A 16,070-nucleotide genomic window follows, 5' to 3' on the forward strand; every position below is an offset into this window, starting at 1 on the left:
TTGAGCGCTTTATTTTAAGTAACTTCTCACCACATCGATCAGCTGTTCGCGTGCGTCGGTGTGGTCTTCATGGTGTTCAGTGCTGTCATGCGGTGCGTCGATCAGATGCGTGCGTATGTGATCTTCCAGTACCGTCGCGAGCAGCCCATTCATTGCGCCGCGGCAACTGGTGATCTGATGCAGAATTTCCATGCAGCCTTTTTCCTCTTCCAGCGCCCGTTCTATGCTATCGAGCTGCCCACGGATACGACGTACCCGGTTCAGTAGCTTTTGCTTGTCTTTAATCGTGTGGCTCATAACAAATAAAATAGGGTAGGGGGGTATACTATACATCATTCAGTAAATACATAGAAAATCAGTCTTACGCCTGAATCGGTGCGTTATTTTTCGCCGCAGCCTGCATGAAGTAAACAGTGTCACAGGGATGACATACGCCCCCCTTATAGTGAGCGCCCGTATTCGATTAGTTCGATTCGTTCGACCCACCCAACTCACTGTGTATAGAAAATGATAGAAAACTCATTTCCGCTACGTACGATTTCCGCCGTACTGATTTCTGGCTTCATGTTCGTTGCTTGTGGCGGTTCTTCCGATCCTGTCGTGGCGACGGCTCCACTCGTTATTCCGGATGCGCCGAAAGGTTCCGGTGTTACCGACAGCGCACCAGTTGCTGACGAAAGTAAAGTGCTTCCTTACGTTGATTTTGCCTATACCAATCAACGCGGCGATGCACGCTATGCGACCTTGCAGACCAATGCCGGTGTGCGTGTGGTTGCTGGCTTTCTGCAACTCTGGCAACCGCGCAGCTTGTTGGTGGATGCGGGCTCTCCGGCCGCAGCGAGCGGTAGTTTTCCAGCAGTAACAGCATCGGATTGGACGGGTATTCCAGGCGATGCGACCGACGGCAAAGTACTTAATACAACGATACACAACGCCAATATTCAGTACGTAGTCGATGCGACCAAAGCACGCACACCAGATCAGGAACTTGCCGCTTATCTGGATGATCGCCGCAACAAGGGATACAGCATCAGTGATGGTATGGGGCCGTTGACGCAGGCATGGCGTAACAGTGCGCAGCAAACCACGACGATCACCAACATTGCGGCAGATGCGACATCCGTGCGCTATGACGATAAAGGCAACGATACCGGCGTTGGCAGCAGCACCAATACCAGCTTTGGCCTGGCGGTCGATTTTGTGAATAACATCGGTGAAAATGGTTCTACTGAACCGGCTAAACGCTTCTTCAAATACGCCCGGCCATGGCGTTGGAGCAGCAATGTCAAGGTCGTCGCGGCGCTGGAACCAGCGAAAAGCACCACTCCGGCAACCGACGGCGGTTATATCAGCGGTCACTCTGCTGAAGCGGTACGCAAAGCGATTGCGATGGCTTATCTGGTGCCGCAACGTTATCAGGAAATGCTGGCGCGCGGTCTGGAACTCGGCGAAAACCGTATCCTCGCTGGTATGCATTCTCCGCTTGATGTGATCAGTGGCCGCGTACAGGCGCAGGCCGTGGCAACAGCGAGTATTGCCACCGGTGCAAATGCAAAAAATGATCTGAAAACGCAGGCATATCAACAGGCACAATCCGGCTTGCAAGCAGCTCTGCAACTCAGTAATGTTGCCGCTTTGCAGACCTATGCCCATAGCGCCACCACGGCGAACGACCGGTTTGCTGACTACCAGATTAATAAGGCAAATTATCTGCGTCGTCTGACCTTTGGTATGCCGGCAATCGGCGATACCAGCAAACCAGCCGTCGTACCAAAAGGTGCGGAAGTTCTACTGGAAACGCGTCTGCCTTATCTCGATGCGAATCAGCGCCGCGTCGTATTGAAAACCACCGCCTTGCCATCTGGCTATCCGATTCTGGATGATGAAGAAGGCTGGGGTCGCTTGAATCTGTTCGCGGCGGCAGATGCTTACGCTGCATTCAACGGCGATGTCAGTGTCACGATGGATGCAACGAAAGGTGGCTTTTTTGCGCAGGACAGCTGGAGAAACGACATCAGCGGCATTGGTCGCCTGACTAAGCTGGGCACGGGCATCTTGCGTCTGAGTGGCAATAACACGTACAGCGGCGGCACGATTATCAGCGCTGGTACGCTGGCGGCAGACAGCAATCAGGCCTTCGGTAAAGGTGATGTCTATCTGAATGGTGGCAAGCTGGTGCATAACAGCCAATTGCCTTTACAACTGCTGGCGAATTACACGCAAATCAATGGCAGTGCGCTGGAAATCGTGGCTAACAGCAGTAACCTCGGAAAAATTCAGGTCGCAGGTGCCGTTGCACTGGATAGTAGCGCTACGCTGAACCTGAAATTTGCAGCCGATTACAAACCTGCTGTAGGAACCGTGCTGACAGTACTGAGCGCCAAATCGGTTGGTGGCAAATTCGCAACCGTGACAGTTGATGGTTTTCCTAAAGCGACGGTCACTTACAACGCAGATTCGGTCACTGTCCGTTTAGATGTCTGAGTGATTATTAGTCACTTTGCTCGTGACTTATCGGTCGTAACAATAAAAAGCACTGGCTCGCGAGCCAGTGCTTTTTTTATGCGCCATCAGAAAAAATTATTGGCCGGTATGTTCGCGCAGATTAAGTTTCTTGTAGCTTGCGATACAGCGTCTGGCGGCTGATGCCTAATTCGCGTGCTGCCGCTGAGACATTGCCATTCGCATTGGCAAGTGCCTGCCGTATCGCTTTCATCGAACGTGCATGCAAGCTGAGCTGCGGCTCCGCGGTGGTGTCGGTTGCTATTGCGGTTGATGCTGCTGTCGTTGATTGCGATAATGCTTGCGCCTTCAGTTCAGTAACTAAATCATCGGCCAGATGTTCCCAGCTGATGCAGTGCTGATCATCGTCTCTTAAAGCGACCGCAGCACGCAGCACGTGGCTGAGCTGACGCAGATTGCCTGGCCATTGAAAGGCTTTCATCGCCGCCAGCAGATCAGGCGCAATGTGCAGATCACTGTCCGGTGCAAATTCTTGCAATAGTCGCCCGCATAAAAACTCGAAATCCGTGCGCGCCCGTAACGCAGGCAGACAAACCGTTAAACCATTGATACGGTAAAACAGATCTTCGCGGAAGCCGCCCTTGGTAATACTGTTTTTTAAATTCTGATGGGTGGCGCAAATCAAATTGAAATCGACGGCGACCGGCGTGCTGCTGCCCAGTGGTGTGACCTGACGTTCCTGCAAAACTCGCAATAATCGTGTTTGTAAGCCCAAAGGCATATCGCCAATTTCATCCAGAAATAAAGTACCGCCATGCGCTTCCCGCAAACGACCTTGTGCCCCTTGCTTAGACGCACCGGTGAATGCTCCTGCGACGTAGCCGAATAATTCGGCTTCGATCAGATGTTCTGGAATCGCCGCGCAATTCACTGCCACGAAGGGCTTATTCCGGCGCAATGAGGCATGGTGTGTTGCCTGTGCAAACAATTCTTTGCCAACACCGGATTCGCCCGTCACCAGTAAAGGAATCGCCTTGTCGATAACCCTGCGTGCTTTCTCGCTTGCGGCCAGCCATTGAGTATCTTCATTTGTTGCCGCTGTGACCGTCGTTGCTGGTATTGGCGTTGCCGGGGCAGATTTCGTATGCACGCTCAGGGCTTGTCGCGCCAGGCTGTGACTATGCACCTGCGCAAACAACATGCTGCCATCTTTGGTTCGCAGCGTTTCAGGCCGTATTACTGCGCGCTGGTGAAATGACAGTATGTGTTGAAATTCTTTCTCGAATAAATCCGACCAGCAGGTGGCCGCGATGTCGTTGTAACGCAATTTCAGTAACGCCAGCCCCTTACGATTGGCGCCGGTCAGCCAGCCATCTTCGGAGAACGCCAGCATACCTTGCGCTACCGAGCCTAAGCCTTCGGCGCGCGGATGCAATTGCACGATAATCTGATGCTGACAAGCGCTCAGTACCATGCTGTTTTCTATCATTTGTGCTGCCGTTGAGACCAGGCCCAGCGTATGTGGATGGCGGCTGCGATGATCACCGGAAATATCCAGTATCCCCATCAGGCTACCTCGTGCGGACAAGATAGGCGCCGCAGCGCAGGTCAGAAATTCATTGTGCTCAAGATAATGTTCCGCGCCGTGAATCTCGATTTCGTTCGCCTCTGCGACTGCCGTGCCGATCGCATTTGTACCACGCTGGTTTTCTGCCCAGGTGGCACCGCATTTCAATGCGACACGGTCTGCTTTACTCAGAAAATCCAGATCACCCAGCGTGTGCATCAGTACACCTTGTGCATCGGCCAGTATCACCATGCTATGGCTGTGTCGCACCTGTTCAAACAGATATTCGATGACCGGCTCTGAATGGCAGATCAGCTCATGATTAAAGTGGCGCGCATGTTGTAAGTTACTGCTGCTGAGATTGTCTTCGCATTCGACCCGGCCCACCGGGAAAAGTCCCGCCGACAAGCTGCGCTGCCAGGATTGTGCAATGCGATCATCAATACCCGGCGCCGGATGTATGCCATATTCGACCAGTTGCAAACGGGCTTGTTTCAGATGTGATGATGGCAGAATGGCGTGGTTGCGCATGAACTTGTCTCCTGCGGCATCGGTATTTGCCGCTGTATTTGTCGCTATGTTTGCTGCTGTTTTTACCGCTGTGATACCTGTCTCATTTTGTGTCAGGTGTCACAGGCATCTGTGGACAGTTGACAACTATCTTAGCAGGAATCCGCCTGTAAAAGTGTGTACGTCAACCTCGTCAGCCATCTCGTACAGGCGACGCCAGACGGGCGGCAGAAAAATTATCTGCTCGCCCGCAGTTGGCATGGCTTTTGCGAATAGTGCTGCCGACCAGCGCAAAAAAGCTTTGTGACTGTCAATAACAATTAACCGAAGGAGACAATCTTGATCTATGAAGCCCCCGGTGCTGCAGGCGCCAAAATCCAATATAAATCCCGTTACGACAACTTCATCGGCGGCAAATGGACTGCCCCTGTGAAAGGCGAGTATTTTGATGTCATTACCCCGATCAACGGCAAAGTCTATACACAGGCTGCGCGTTCTACGGCAGAAGATATCGAGCTGGCGCTGGATGCCGCACATGCCGCCGCCGATGCCTGGGGCAAGACCGATGCCGCCACACGCTCCAATATCCTGCTGAAAATTGCCGACCGTGTTGAGGCGAATCTGGAGTTGCTGGCCTATGCCGAAACCGTCGATAACGGTAAAGCGATTCGCGAAACGCTGAATGCAGATATTCCACTGACCGCCGATCATTTCCGTTATTTCGCCGGTTGCGTGCGGGCGCAGGAAGGTGCTTTGTCGAATATCGACGAAACCACGGTCGCTTATCATATTCAGGAACCACTCGGCGTCGTCGGGCAAATCATTCCGTGGAATTTCCCGATTCTGATGGCAGCATGGAAACTGGCACCGGCGCTGGGTGCAGGTAACTGCGTGGTGCTGAAACCTGCTGAATCCACACCGATTTCTATTCTGATTCTGGCCGAGCTGATTGCTGATCTGCTGCCACCCGGCGTGCTCAATATCGTCAATGGTTTCGGCCGCGAAGCCGGTATGCCGCTGGCGACCAGCAAACGTATCGCCAAGATTGCGTTCACTGGTTCCACCAGCACAGGCCGCGTGATTGCACAGGCTGCTGCGAACAACCTGATTCCAGCGACGCTGGAACTGGGCGGCAAATCGCCGAACGTCTTCTTTGCGGACATCATGGATAAAGACGATGAATTCCTCGACAAAGCCATCGAAGGTCTGGTCTTGTTTGCATTCAATCAGGGTGAGGTTTGCACTTGCCCATCACGTGCGCTGATTCAGGAATCGATTTACGACAAATTCATGGAACGCGTATTGAAACGCGTTGCTGCGATTCAGCATAAAAATCCGCTGGATACCGACAGCATGATGGGCGCGCAGGCATCCAAAGAACAACTGACAAAAATCCTCTCGTATCTGGATATTGGCAAACAAGAAGGTGCCGAAGTGCTGGCAGGTGGCGGTCAGGCACATCTGGGTGGCGATCTGGAAGGTGGCTACTATGTGCAGCCGACGCTGTTCAAAGGCCACAACAAAATGCGCATCTTCCAGGAAGAAATTTTTGGCCCTGTGCTGGCAGTAACTACCTTCAAAGACGAAGCGGAAGCCTTGGCCTTGGCCAACGACACGCTGTATGGTCTGGGCGCCGGTGTGTGGAGCCGCAATGGTAACGTCGCCTATCGCATGGGTCGCGCGATCAAAGCGGGTCGCGTCTGGACTAACTGCTACCACGCATATCCAGCGCATGCGGCATTCGGTGGCTATAAAGAATCCGGTATCGGACGTGAAACCCACAAAATGATGCTTGACCATTACCAGCAAACCAAAAACCTGCTGGTCAGCTACAGTGAAAATAAACTCGGCTTCTTTTAATTTCTATTGAGAGTTAATTCGCTGATGTGGACGGGTGACGCGTCACCTGTCCATGATGTTCCCCGTAGTGTTGATTGCATATTTAAAAAAATTAAGGAAATCGTAATGGGCGTTTCACAATTTTTTATGCCAGGTAAAAACATTCTTGGTTTGGGTGCGTTAGATGAGGGAATTGCTCAAATAGGGCAAATGGGTTTTAAAAAAGCCCTGATCGTCACGGATGGTGCTTTATCCAAAATGGGTTTAGCAAAAACCGTCACCGATAAATTAGCGACCCAAGGTATTTCGGCAGAGATATTCGATGGCGTGCAACCCAATCCAACCGTTAGTAACGTCAATGCCGGTCTGGAAAAGCTCAAAACTGCGCAAGCAGATTTCATTATCTCTTTAGGCGGTGGTTCGTCGCATGACTGTGCGAAAGGCATTGCGCTGGTTGCGAGCAATGGCGGAAAAATTGAAGATTACGAGGGATTAAATCAATCCAAAGTGCCACAAATGACGCTCATCGCCGTCAATACAACGGCTGGAACCGCGTCTGAAATGACGCGCTTTACCATTATCACAGATGGAACCCGGCACGTTAAAATGGCGATTGTCGACAGCCATGTGACGCCATTTTTATCCATCAACGATTCAGGTTTGATGGAGGCGATGCCCGCTGGCCTGACTGCGGCCACCGGGATGGATGCACTGACACATGCGGTGGAAGCCTATGTCTCAACGATTGCCACTCCCCTGACAGACGCTTGTGCCGTCAAGGCAATAGAATTAATTGGTCGCTATTTACCAACGGCAGTCAAAGAACCTAAAAATCAAGACGCACGCGAGCAAATGGCCTATGCGCAGTTTTTAGCCGGCATGGCATTTAACAATGCGTCGCTGGGTTACGTTCATGCGATGGCGCACCAGTTGGGCGGCTTTTATGATTTACCGCACGGTGTGTGCAATGCACTCCTTTTGCCACACGTGGAAACGTTTAACATGCGTGCCGCACAAGAGCGCTTAAATCAGATTGGCGGCATTTTAAATGCGAGCAATCCAGATCTGGCGGGTTTGGGCGTCATTGACGCCATTAAAAAATTAGCAGATATCGTGGGCATTCCAAAATCGCTTGAAGAATTGGGTGTGAAGCAAGAAGATTTTGATGTCCTGGCACAAAACGCGCTCAGAGATGTGTGCGGCTTAACTAATCCGATTCAAGCATCGCATGCTGAGATTGTCGGTATATTTGCCTCAGCTTACGGCAAGCGCTCATAAAGATTGATTGGAACAAGGGTGGCGGACAAAACCGCCATGCCCTATTCATCACAAACCACCGTCTGTCTCTGCAAAATAGAGATAGACAGTTTTGGAGAGGCGAATATGGTTGAGCGAGTCACCGCTACCCCTGCCGCATTGGCACTGATTGCTGAACTCAAAGCGCAATATGGTGACATCCAGTTTCACCAGTCCGGCGGCTGCTGTGACAACAGTGCCGCCAATTGCTATTTACCCACCGACCTGACCATAGGCTCCTACGATGTCAAATTAGGCGAAGTCGGCGGCGTGCCGTTTTACATCGGCAAGCTGCAATACGATTACTGGAAACACACCCAGCTGATTCTTGATGTGATCGACGGCCACGGCGGCACTTTTTCACTCGAAGGCGCAAGTGGCAAGGCGTTTCATACCCGCTCCCGTTTATTCACCGACGAGGAATGGGCGCAGATCGCAGATCAGGTGGCGCAGGATCTGGCCTGATTTTCTCTGTGTGCATGTCAGTCTGGCGATCAACCAGCAACGCGTACACGGTCTTCTGCGACCAGCGTCAGCAATAGCAACCGGGACGTTAAATTTAACGCTCACATTAAAAAAGAATCGTATTCCTGAATAATTCATTTGTCAGTGAAGCGGATTTCCATTTTAATGAATGCATGAATACTCCCGCATTGCATCCTGCTACCCGTCCGCAACACCTCGCCATCCTCATCGCTCTGGCCGCCATGTTGTCTTTAGCGCTGGCGATGGGTATCGGTCGTTTTGCATTCACGCCTCTGTTTCCCTTGATGTTGCGGGATGGCATGTTGCGCAGCGATGCAGGTGCGTGGCTTGCCGCCAGTAATTATCTGGGTTATCTGATCGGCGCGCTGTGTGCCAGCCGGGTGCGCTTGCAGCCCGCCAGATTGCTGATGCTCAGCCTGATTTGCATTGTGATCGTCACCGCAGCGATAGGCCTTACCTCGTCTGAGTGGATCTGGTTGATCTTGCGTTTTCTGGCTGGTCTGTGCAGTGCATGGGCTTTGATTGCGACCAGCGCGTGGGGCTTGGGCTGGATGGCGAATCTGGCCAGGCCCCGCCTGGCGGGGCTTATCTATGCGGGCGTTGGGCTGGGTATCGTCGCGGCGGGCATTTTTTGTTTGTGGGCGGCAGAAAAAATGCCTGCCCGCATGATGTGGATAGTCTTAGCTTTTCTGGCGGCGCTGCTTGCTCTATTGCCACTGATCGTCAGCTTTTACTTTCCTTTACCGCTTGCCGCAAACAACGTCGCCGCACCTGTGAGTGTCACGCAAGTACCAGCATCAACATCAGCATCCGGTGTGACGGCGCTGATTATCTGTTACGGCATGTTTGGTTTCGGCTACATTTTGCCGGCGACGTATCTGCCCGCACAGGCAAGACAATTACTGGATGACCCGCAAATATTCGGCTGGGCATGGCCGGTATTCGGCATGGCGGCTGCCGCATCGACCCTGATCGTTGCAGGTGTGCTCGGCAAATGCAATCGCCTCCATGTGTGGGCAACGTCTCATGCGCTGATGGCAGTCGGCGTGATCTTGCCCTGCCTCTGGCTTTCCATGACTAGTATCGTACTGGCTGCTTTGCTCGTCGGTGGCAATTTCATGGTCATCACCATGCTGGGAATGCAGGAAGCACGCGCCCGCGCCACCGCTAACCCGACCGCCGTTCTGGCACGCATGACCGCCAGCTTCGCGTTTGGTCAATTGCTCGGCCCCGTCGTGGTGGCTTTGATGGATACATTTGCCGCCGATCACGCAAGCGCACTCCGCTACGCACTGCAACTCGCAACCGCCTGCCTGGTGGTAAGCGCCATTTATTTATGGCGCAAAGCCGAATCGGCGTAAGGTCGTTGACTGCAATTCGGTTCGTAAAATTGTTCGTATAAAGGCGAAAATTTTTGCCCGCAACTCGCTCATGCTGTCACGCGCAACACCGCCGCTAATCACGCGAATTTTCTCAATTCCAGCCCGTAGAGGGGCTAAATATACTGGGGGAGAGTATTTTTAAATGCCCTTGTTTTACGCTGAGAATAAGCTATTTTTGGCACATACTCCCCCTATTTTTATAAAAATGAGGATTTTTAAGCGGTAATTTTTTGTTGTTGCAGTTTGTTTCAATGGCATGTTAAAAATTGTCTTTTTTAACACTTCGAGTTAAGCTGAATTTCCGTCAAATAAAATTACACTGGACACCATCATGTACCTCTGGAATACACGCTCCCTTGTCGAGGACCTCAAGCGTGGCCCGTTGCCGGAGCAAGAGCAACTCAAGTATTTTCTTTTCTCATCGGCTCTTGCCGCGATGAGTGCCGCTACGCCTTCCGATGCAACGCAAGCGACCCTCCTTCCGGCATGGGCTGCCATAGTGACTGAGATTTCGTTTGTGATGCTTGGTATCATTTGGTGCTACCGATCCAACGCTGCTGGTGACAACAGAGACTTTGTCGCACGTTTCCTTGCGCTGCATGTGCCTATTGGCTTACGGCTCTCTGCGCTCATTTTTGTCGTCAGTATCCCGTTGGTGGCAATCCTGGGTCCGGCATTTCTTATTGATCTCTACGAGAAGGCGGGCGCAGTCGGCGTGGTCGCAACCGGAGCACTTTTTTCTTTCATATTCTATTGGCGAGTCAATGTACGAATCAGGGAGATATCCCATGTTGGCTAAGCGTTCCTGTCAGGCCGCATCCCTCAGCACAACAAGCTAAGCCATATTGGCTATCCGGCATCCGACGTTGAAGCAATGAAGATACAGATGACGTTTTCTCATTTGCGTGCGATCAGCCGTACCGCCCGGATGCTACACTTCAGCAGGCAATGCACTAACAAGGAGGCATCATGTCAGCCGAAAAAACATACTGGTTTCCCGCAAAGCGTTACGGCTGGGGCTGGGGTATTCCCAACGTTTGGCAAGGTTGGCTGGTGTTGTTTGCGTTTCTTTTGCTGGTCGTCGCTGGTGCTGTCGTCGTGCTGCCAACGCAGGGGCAATTGATATTTAATCTCTACCTCGTCATCATCTGCGCCGCGCTGATTGCGGTTTGTCTGCTCAAAGGGGAGCCGCCGCGCTGGCGCTGGGGTGGGCGTTAACACTTTCGTGCAGTATTTGTGCCGTCAGGCGGACATCTTCAGCGGTGCACATCAACAAGACGGCATGGTCCTCATTTATCATCAGAATTTTTCATGAAGCAATTTTTATCCGCAAGCGAATACATCGATTTTGAGCATCCCGCCGTCCGGCAAAAAGCGCAGGAACTTACGGCATCCGCTGGCGCGACCAACACGCATGCATTGATACGCCACATCTTTCATTTTGTGCGCGATCAGATCAAACACAGCTCAGATTACAAGCTCAACCCAGTGACTTGCAAAGCGTCTGATGTGCTGCTGCACGGCACCGGTTACTGCTACGCCAAAAGCCACTTGCTCGCCGCGCTGCTGCGCGCGAACGGCATTCCGACCGGGCTGTGCTACCAACGCTTATCCGTCACCGGCGACGGCGCGCCTTATTGCCTGCACGGCCTCAATGCGGTGTATCTGCCGGAACACGGCTGGTACCGGATCGATGCACGCGGCAACAAACCCGGCGTGGCAGCAGAGTTTCACCCACCGCAGGAAGCGCTCGCATTTCCCGTCATCGCATCGCACGAACGCGATCTGCCCGAAGTCTGGAGCGAACCTTTGCCCGTCATCGTTACCGCGCTGAGCAGCTACGACACTTACGATCAGGTGTTGGAAAATCTGCCCGATGTTCAGCTATACGCCTGACCCGCCGCAAAGCGCATGGCGCTGATGGCGTGGGCCGTGCCAATCGCGTCGTTTACCTCAAATTTTGCCTGTAAAAGGGCTAAATATACTGGGGGGAGTATTTTAAAATGCCCTTGTTTTATGCCGAGAATAAGGTGTTTTTGGAACATACTCCCCGATTTTTGCCAAAATGATCGTTTCAAAGCAGTGATTTGAGCGCTGTTGTCAGCACAGCAGGAAATACAAATCCGCAGCGCCATCCAAACCCTCGCTCCCACCATTCAAGCCGTTCTTATTTACGGTAGTTGACGCAGACAAGAACAAAGCAAACCAATCCAATCCAGCCTCAATGTAGTTAACGTTTTTCAGTGGCGAGAACGTCATACTGGCACGGCAAGCTATGCCGGACTTCATCGAGGAATTGAGTGGGGATGCGCGTTCATGTCAGGTTCCTGTTGTTATACTGTGTATTTAATCAGTGTAACGAAAAAAAACGATACCAGACAAGGACTTGCGACGTATTGGAGCTTGTTGCTCATTTTTTATCTATCTGTTATTTTGCCAATTTGCACTTTAAAACAAGTTAGGCGTCTTCATCCCGGTGCACTCGCATCTATAACCAATAAAGGACTTTGAAATGGTCACAGAAGAACTCAATGAGTACGTGTTTGCCAGCATGGTTATGAAGTCGGCTTGGTCTATCCGTTGCCGCCGAGTAGATTCCTTAGAAAAGTCCGGAGAAATCACGGAAGAACAGGCCCGAGACATGCCGCAGACCGTTGCTGATGTTCGAGAAGCCTTGAAAGTGATTCGGCACAACAAGAAAGTAGTTTTTGACACTCTTGCAGAGATCGAGTCTGCGCCCGCTGATTCTCAAGTACCGGATCAAGAAGCGTCTTGAGTTCTTCAGTAGTCGTTTTCATCGTCATGTCCTCTAAAAAGTTGGCCTTGGTGCTACGGCGCGGCGCTGCCAGAAGACGCCGAACCCATCATTCCACCGGCCTGCGCGAAAAGCCGCGCAGGCCGGTGAATTCAAACGTTAAGTATCAAATATGGACGACTGCGCTTTTACTAAACTGATTGAGCTCCTGCAAATAGTGCCTGCTGTTAGTGGTGCTGTTGGGCACGGCACAAATGAAGATGGAAATTGGTGGGTGAAATTTGAAATTGACATTCACCATCGATTTGCGTGGCAAACAGTTCAGGAGCTTGGACATGTCTTGAACTATTTATCGCTGAATGAACGTTTACCGACTTCTTTTTATCCAGTCTCACCACCGCCCTATATGAATGGTGGTCCAAACGAATTTCTATCTTGGGTAATTGAGTCAAAGGATAAGGAGTTTAAACCTGGAACATGTGCAGAATGGTTGGAGGGGCGTTTGCCAAATCCGGTAAACGATATTGAACAATGGGTGGCGAATGAAGACACTTAACTGGTCGTTCGAGAAGCGCGCGCGATTGTGCGGCTTTACACATTCTACTTTTAAGGCGCGCGCCTTTCAACTCAAACGTTAGGCATCCCCATGAGCGAACAACTCAATGTCAGCCAGATGATTTGTCCTATTCATGGGACTCAACGTGTGTCGTTTATCTGCCATCACTTGCAATATGCTGAAAACATCGGCTTCTATATTCCAGACGAACCCCCAACAGATGAGGATCCAGACCTCATGGCTTGGTGCAGCGAGTGCGAAAAGACCCGAATAGCTGAGCGTGGTTGGAATGATCGCTCTGAGGCGTTCGCCAATATTATTGCTATTTGCGAGGGCTGTTTTGCGACAATCCGTGCCCGGAATGCCTAACCAGGAAGGGTGCTGACGCTCACTTTTCAACACCCATTTTTCAAAATCACCAGACAGATTTATTCCGGAAAACGGACGAGTTTTTTACTCTCTTTGGGCACTTGATATTGTGCGACATTGAGCTGCATCGCCAGCAAAGAATAATAGGCGTTGATGCCGGTTAAATCGACGACGCCTTTTTTGCCAAAACGTTTTTCGGCACGTGCGAAGGTGGCGTCCGAAACGCGTTTATTTTTATGCAGCTCGGTCGAAAAGTCATACACAATTTCTTCATCCGCAGTCATGCCGACAGGGCGCGTGCCATCGGCGATGGCGTTGGCGATTTCTGGTTTGATGCCCATTTTCAGCGCGATAGGATAATGCACGTACCATTCAAAATCCTGCGTCCATTCGCGCGCGGTGATTAAAATTGCCAGCTCGCTTAAGGTGTTGCCTATCGCTGAGTTATAGCGCAGATAATCGCCCATCGCTCTGGCCTGCGACATGACTTGCGGGCTGTGCATCAGCGGCTCAAACGGGCCAAATACAGGCACCTTACGCGTCGCCAAAAACTCTTCCGCAGCTTTTTGTTGTTCCGGTGTGTATTGATCGGGCGGTATGGTCGGAAGCCGGTCAGCGGCGTAAGCGGAAGTCGAAATCAAACCGGCAGCGATAGTGGAACAAAGTGTATTTTTCATGAAGTCTCCTCAGGGATGAACGTAAAATCGAATCAGATAAACAGGCTCAGACATTAGTCAAAAAGTGCTCAACTGAATGATGAGTTGAAGTCGATGTCCCATTATCCTTCAGCATCAGAATGCCTGTATAGAGATCAAAAAAACTGACACCACTACTCGCTCTCGCATTCAAGCCCCCTTTATTTTCGGTCGATGACGCAGACCAGTGCAAAGCAAACCAATCCAGCCTCAATGCAGTTAGCGTTTTTCAGTGACGAGGACGTCATACAGGCACTGCAAGCTATGCCGGACTTCATTGAGGAATTGTGGGAAAAGAGCGCGCATGGCGGACATACTGTGTACTTCATTGGTATAACGAAAAGCCCATACCAGATAAGGACTTGCGACGCATTGGAATTTGTTGCCTATTTTTTATTCATCTGATATTTTGCCATTTTGCACTTTAAAACAAGTTAAGCTTCTCAATCCCCCGCCATGGAGCATCATATCAAATGCAGAACAACAATCGTCTTGACGCGGAATGGGTAACCCTCAACGCAGTAAGAGGGATGGTCAAGATTGCCGCAAATGGAGATCTTGCAAAGGCGACCTATGACAATGCACTAGAGTTTGGTGGAGAGCTGTACCCAGCGCTGCTTGGGGCCGACTCAAGCATACTGAGACGCGAACGCGAAAGCGACACCGTCAAGGAGTACCGACAGAAGGCACAGCTCAAGTCCATCAAGCAGGCCAAGGAAGTCACCGCCCTCACTCTTCTACAGGCGGATATTGCCGAACTAAAGGATTTGCTGGAGATCTCGAGGTCGAACAAGAAGGAACGGGCAAAAACGGACCAACTCAAGCGGCGCTTAGCAATATTTGTGTCCGCAGAGGTAGAACTAAACCCAGTTCCGCACAGTGAGAATCAACTGATCTTCAGAGATGCTCTGTCGGTAGAAAGAACTGTCCCACCGTTGCGATCAGGCAAGTCTTTCAGGGACTTCGAACTACCTGATTCGAGTATCCTGAGAATTCGTGTCCTTCATCCAGATAAACCGGAGCATGTAACTGGCGCTGACATCATATATGAACGCCATCTTCCGTCCGAAGACAAAGCTAGCATAGTCGTCGTGCAGTACAAGATCTGGGAAGACAAGACGATGCTCATGACCGACCCCAGGATGCTTGGTCAAATTGACCGACTTCGTGCGTTTACTTGTGAGGACCAAGTCTGCGAACCTGACGACACCACCAACCCTTTCCGCTTCCCCTGCTGCGCTGCATTCTTGCGGCCAACGGACAAACTTCAACGTCCAGATCAAAGTTTCATGTCAACGGGCGAGCATATTCCCCTTTGCAGAATTAGTGACGCTTGCTCGAAAAGTACGCGAGGAAAACCTCAACTCGAATATAAGAAGATGCGTGACATCTCCTTGTCCAGTGAGATGTTCGAGCAGTTGTTCAACAAGGGCAAAATTGGCTCACGTTACCTAACGTACTCCGAACTGACGGATATCTACACACAGAACGCCATCGCCGAAGATGAGAATACTGTCATCATCTACGCTCAGGAGTTCAGCGATATTGAGTAGAGAGAAGCCTAACCATTCGTATATGGACTCCCCAAAAAGTACAGGAAATTAATCAATAGTTTTGGTGCATGGAATAAGCCTGCAGTCGACTATCCGGCATCTGATGTGGAATCTATGATGTGCCGTGCCGACATGGAATCTGCGTGATCATTGCGCCACTCGCTAGTTATACAAAATCAGGCAGGCGTGATGCTGCCGGAAGCCTAGTTGATCCGCCTTCGGCGTTAGACCGAACCAACTGGCGAAGTGTTGTGCGTCTTTGAAATGTGCAACGCTGCCACAGGCATCCGCTCACCAAAATGCTGACTATCGACGTCTCTGTTTCCTGCCGCTTTTCACTTCACCATTTTTCTGATCTGCTCCGCTGTATTTCCATCTGATATGGTTTTTCATCCATTTCTGCCACTGTTTTTTGCTTCTGCTCCGTAGCACACTGGCACCGTCAATACCAGTGGTGATAGTTCATGGTGGGCGGTGTGGTGATGGGTGTTCTGCATTGGTTTTATCTGAACTGTCTCTTTTTATATCCACAGGACTGACGCAAAACCGTTGTGGTGGTGTGCTGCAGGCGTTCTGCTAAGCCATAAGATGCCATGCCG

At 51.2% G+C, this 16,070-nt stretch carries 16 protein-coding genes and 1 pseudogene; 12 read left to right on the plus strand and 5 right to left on the minus strand.

Translation table 11 applies throughout. From position 1 onward, the window contains the following. Positions 1-9 precede the first annotated feature (9 nt). Positions 10-297 carry a metal/formaldehyde-sensitive transcriptional repressor gene (locus KDM87_RS01790; RefSeq protein ID WP_212677511.1) on the minus strand — a complete coding sequence of 96 codons (288 nt, stop codon included), beginning with the start codon at positions 295-297 and terminating at the stop codon, positions 10-12. A 210-nt stretch (positions 298-507) separates the two neighbouring features. Here KDM87_RS01790 and KDM87_RS01795 point away from each other — a divergent pair, with 210 nt between their 5' ends. Further along, positions 508-2,484: an autotransporter-associated beta strand repeat-containing protein gene (locus KDM87_RS01795; protein ID WP_212677512.1), complete on the plus strand. Its 1,977-nt coding sequence runs from the start codon at positions 508-510 to the stop codon at positions 2,482-2,484. 121 nt (positions 2,485-2,605) lie between these two features. Here the strand turns inward: KDM87_RS01795 and KDM87_RS01800 are convergent, their stop codons facing one another. Next, the gene (locus KDM87_RS01800; protein WP_212677513.1) at positions 2,606-4,561 is read right to left on the minus strand and encodes a sigma-54-dependent Fis family transcriptional regulator; all 1,956 of its coding nucleotides are present in this window, start codon (positions 4,559-4,561) and stop codon (positions 2,606-2,608) included. A gap of 318 nt (positions 4,562-4,879) precedes the next feature. Between KDM87_RS01800 and exaC the strand changes: the two genes are divergently transcribed. The 7 genes from exaC (at position 4,880) to KDM87_RS01835 (ending at position 11,439) form a co-directional block, all read left to right on the plus strand. Then, positions 4,880-6,400, plus strand: coding sequence for an acetaldehyde dehydrogenase ExaC (gene exaC / locus KDM87_RS01805; protein WP_212677514.1), 1,521 nt, complete (start codon positions 4,880-4,882; stop codon positions 6,398-6,400). Positions 6,401-6,505: 105 nt separating this feature from the next. Then, on the plus strand, positions 6,506-7,657 hold the full coding sequence (locus KDM87_RS01810; RefSeq protein ID WP_212677515.1) for an iron-containing alcohol dehydrogenase: 1,152 nt from the start codon (positions 6,506-6,508) through the stop codon (positions 7,655-7,657). A gap of 105 nt (positions 7,658-7,762) precedes the next feature. After that, positions 7,763-8,140 carry a DUF779 domain-containing protein gene (locus tag KDM87_RS01815; RefSeq protein WP_212677919.1) on the plus strand — a complete coding sequence of 126 codons (378 nt, stop codon included), beginning with the start codon at positions 7,763-7,765 and terminating at the stop codon, positions 8,138-8,140. A gap of 173 nt (positions 8,141-8,313) precedes the next feature. After that, entirely contained in the window at positions 8,314-9,522 is a 1,209-nt protein-coding gene (locus KDM87_RS01820; protein WP_212677516.1) for a YbfB/YjiJ family MFS transporter, read from the plus strand. 352 nt (positions 9,523-9,874) lie between these two features. Continuing rightward, the gene (locus KDM87_RS01825; protein WP_212677517.1) at positions 9,875-10,342 is read left to right on the plus strand and encodes a hypothetical protein; all 468 of its coding nucleotides are present in this window, start codon (positions 9,875-9,877) and stop codon (positions 10,340-10,342) included. Between the two features lie 170 nt (positions 10,343-10,512). After that, positions 10,513-10,761 carry a hypothetical protein gene (locus tag KDM87_RS01830; RefSeq protein WP_212677518.1) on the plus strand — a complete coding sequence of 83 codons (249 nt, stop codon included), beginning with the start codon at positions 10,513-10,515 and terminating at the stop codon, positions 10,759-10,761. A gap of 93 nt (positions 10,762-10,854) precedes the next feature. Beyond that, positions 10,855-11,439, plus strand: a complete 585-nt coding sequence (locus KDM87_RS01835) for a transglutaminase-like domain-containing protein (RefSeq protein WP_212677519.1) — start codon at positions 10,855-10,857, stop codon at positions 11,437-11,439. Here KDM87_RS01835 and KDM87_RS01840 read toward each other — a convergent pair. Next, on the minus strand, positions 11,424-11,678 hold the full coding sequence (locus KDM87_RS01840) for a hypothetical protein (protein ID WP_212677520.1): 255 nt from the start codon (positions 11,676-11,678) through the stop codon (positions 11,424-11,426). The two genes, KDM87_RS01835 and KDM87_RS01840, sit on opposite strands and share 16 nt — an antisense overlap. A 377-nt stretch (positions 11,679-12,055) precedes the next feature. On the opposite strand from KDM87_RS01840, the gene KDM87_RS01845 reads away from it, so the two are divergent. The 3 genes from KDM87_RS01845 (at position 12,056) to KDM87_RS01855 (ending at position 13,223) form a co-directional block, all read left to right on the plus strand. Then, positions 12,056-12,319, plus strand: a complete 264-nt coding sequence (locus tag KDM87_RS01845; protein WP_212677521.1) for a hypothetical protein — start codon at positions 12,056-12,058, stop codon at positions 12,317-12,319. Positions 12,320-12,470: 151 nt separating this feature from the next. Continuing rightward, the gene (locus KDM87_RS01850) at positions 12,471-12,854 is read left to right on the plus strand and encodes a hypothetical protein (protein WP_212677522.1); all 384 of its coding nucleotides are present in this window, start codon (positions 12,471-12,473) and stop codon (positions 12,852-12,854) included. A 90-nt stretch (positions 12,855-12,944) separates the two neighbouring features. Beyond that, on the plus strand, positions 12,945-13,223 hold the full coding sequence (locus tag KDM87_RS01855; RefSeq protein WP_212677523.1) for a hypothetical protein: 279 nt from the start codon (positions 12,945-12,947) through the stop codon (positions 13,221-13,223). 59 nt (positions 13,224-13,282) lie between these two features. Here KDM87_RS01855 and KDM87_RS01860 read toward each other — a convergent pair whose 3' ends face one another. After that, positions 13,283-13,900: a carboxymuconolactone decarboxylase family protein gene (locus tag KDM87_RS01860; protein ID WP_212677524.1), complete on the minus strand. Its 618-nt coding sequence runs from the start codon at positions 13,898-13,900 to the stop codon at positions 13,283-13,285. Between the two features lie 491 nt (positions 13,901-14,391). On the opposite strand from KDM87_RS01860, the gene KDM87_RS01865 reads away from it, so the two are divergent. After that, positions 14,392-15,471 (plus strand): hypothetical protein, encoded by a 1,080-nt coding sequence (locus tag KDM87_RS01865; protein ID WP_212677525.1) that lies wholly within the window; start codon positions 14,392-14,394, stop codon positions 15,469-15,471. A gap of 162 nt (positions 15,472-15,633) precedes the next feature. Here KDM87_RS01865 and KDM87_RS17995 read toward each other — a convergent pair. Beyond that, a pseudogene (locus KDM87_RS17995) lies at positions 15,634-15,738 on the minus strand (transposase); the annotation flags it as partial. Positions 15,739-16,070: the final 332 nt, after the last annotated feature.

It is taken from the genome of Cognatundibacterium rivi, assembly GCF_018139565.1.
Taxonomy (GTDB): domain Bacteria; phylum Pseudomonadota; class Gammaproteobacteria; order Burkholderiales; family Burkholderiaceae_D; genus Undibacterium; species Undibacterium rivi.

Bases quoted from the DNA above. Each gene is read 5' to 3' on its own strand.
- KDM87_RS01790 (WP_212677511.1), bottom strand. From the start codon at position 297: ATGAGCCACACGATTAAAGACAAGCAAAAGCTACTGAACCGGGTACGT.
- KDM87_RS01795 (WP_212677512.1), top strand. From the start codon at position 508: ATGATAGAAAACTCATTTCCGCTACGTACGATTTCCGCCGTACTGATT.
- KDM87_RS01800 (WP_212677513.1), bottom strand. From the start codon at position 4,561: ATGCGCAACCACGCCATTCTGCCATCATCACATCTGAAACAAGCCCGT.
- KDM87_RS01810 (WP_212677515.1), top strand. From the start codon at position 6,506: ATGGGCGTTTCACAATTTTTTATGCCAGGTAAAAACATTCTTGGTTTG.
- KDM87_RS01815 (WP_212677919.1), top strand. From the start codon at position 7,763: ATGGTTGAGCGAGTCACCGCTACCCCTGCCGCATTGGCACTGATTGCT.
- KDM87_RS01820 (WP_212677516.1), top strand. From the start codon at position 8,314: ATGAATACTCCCGCATTGCATCCTGCTACCCGTCCGCAACACCTCGCC.
- KDM87_RS01825 (WP_212677517.1), top strand. From the start codon at position 9,875: ATGTACCTCTGGAATACACGCTCCCTTGTCGAGGACCTCAAGCGTGGC.
- KDM87_RS01830 (WP_212677518.1), top strand. From the start codon at position 10,513: ATGTCAGCCGAAAAAACATACTGGTTTCCCGCAAAGCGTTACGGCTGG.
- KDM87_RS01835 (WP_212677519.1), top strand. From the start codon at position 10,855: ATGAAGCAATTTTTATCCGCAAGCGAATACATCGATTTTGAGCATCCC.
- KDM87_RS01840 (WP_212677520.1), bottom strand. From the start codon at position 11,678: ATGGCGCTGCGGATTTGTATTTCCTGCTGTGCTGACAACAGCGCTCAA.
- KDM87_RS01845 (WP_212677521.1), top strand. From the start codon at position 12,056: ATGGTCACAGAAGAACTCAATGAGTACGTGTTTGCCAGCATGGTTATG.
- KDM87_RS01850 (WP_212677522.1), top strand. From the start codon at position 12,471: ATGGACGACTGCGCTTTTACTAAACTGATTGAGCTCCTGCAAATAGTG.
- KDM87_RS01855 (WP_212677523.1), top strand. From the start codon at position 12,945: ATGAGCGAACAACTCAATGTCAGCCAGATGATTTGTCCTATTCATGGG.
- KDM87_RS01860 (WP_212677524.1), bottom strand. From the start codon at position 13,900: ATGAAAAATACACTTTGTTCCACTATCGCTGCCGGTTTGATTTCGACT.
- KDM87_RS01865 (WP_212677525.1), top strand. From the start codon at position 14,392: ATGCAGAACAACAATCGTCTTGACGCGGAATGGGTAACCCTCAACGCA.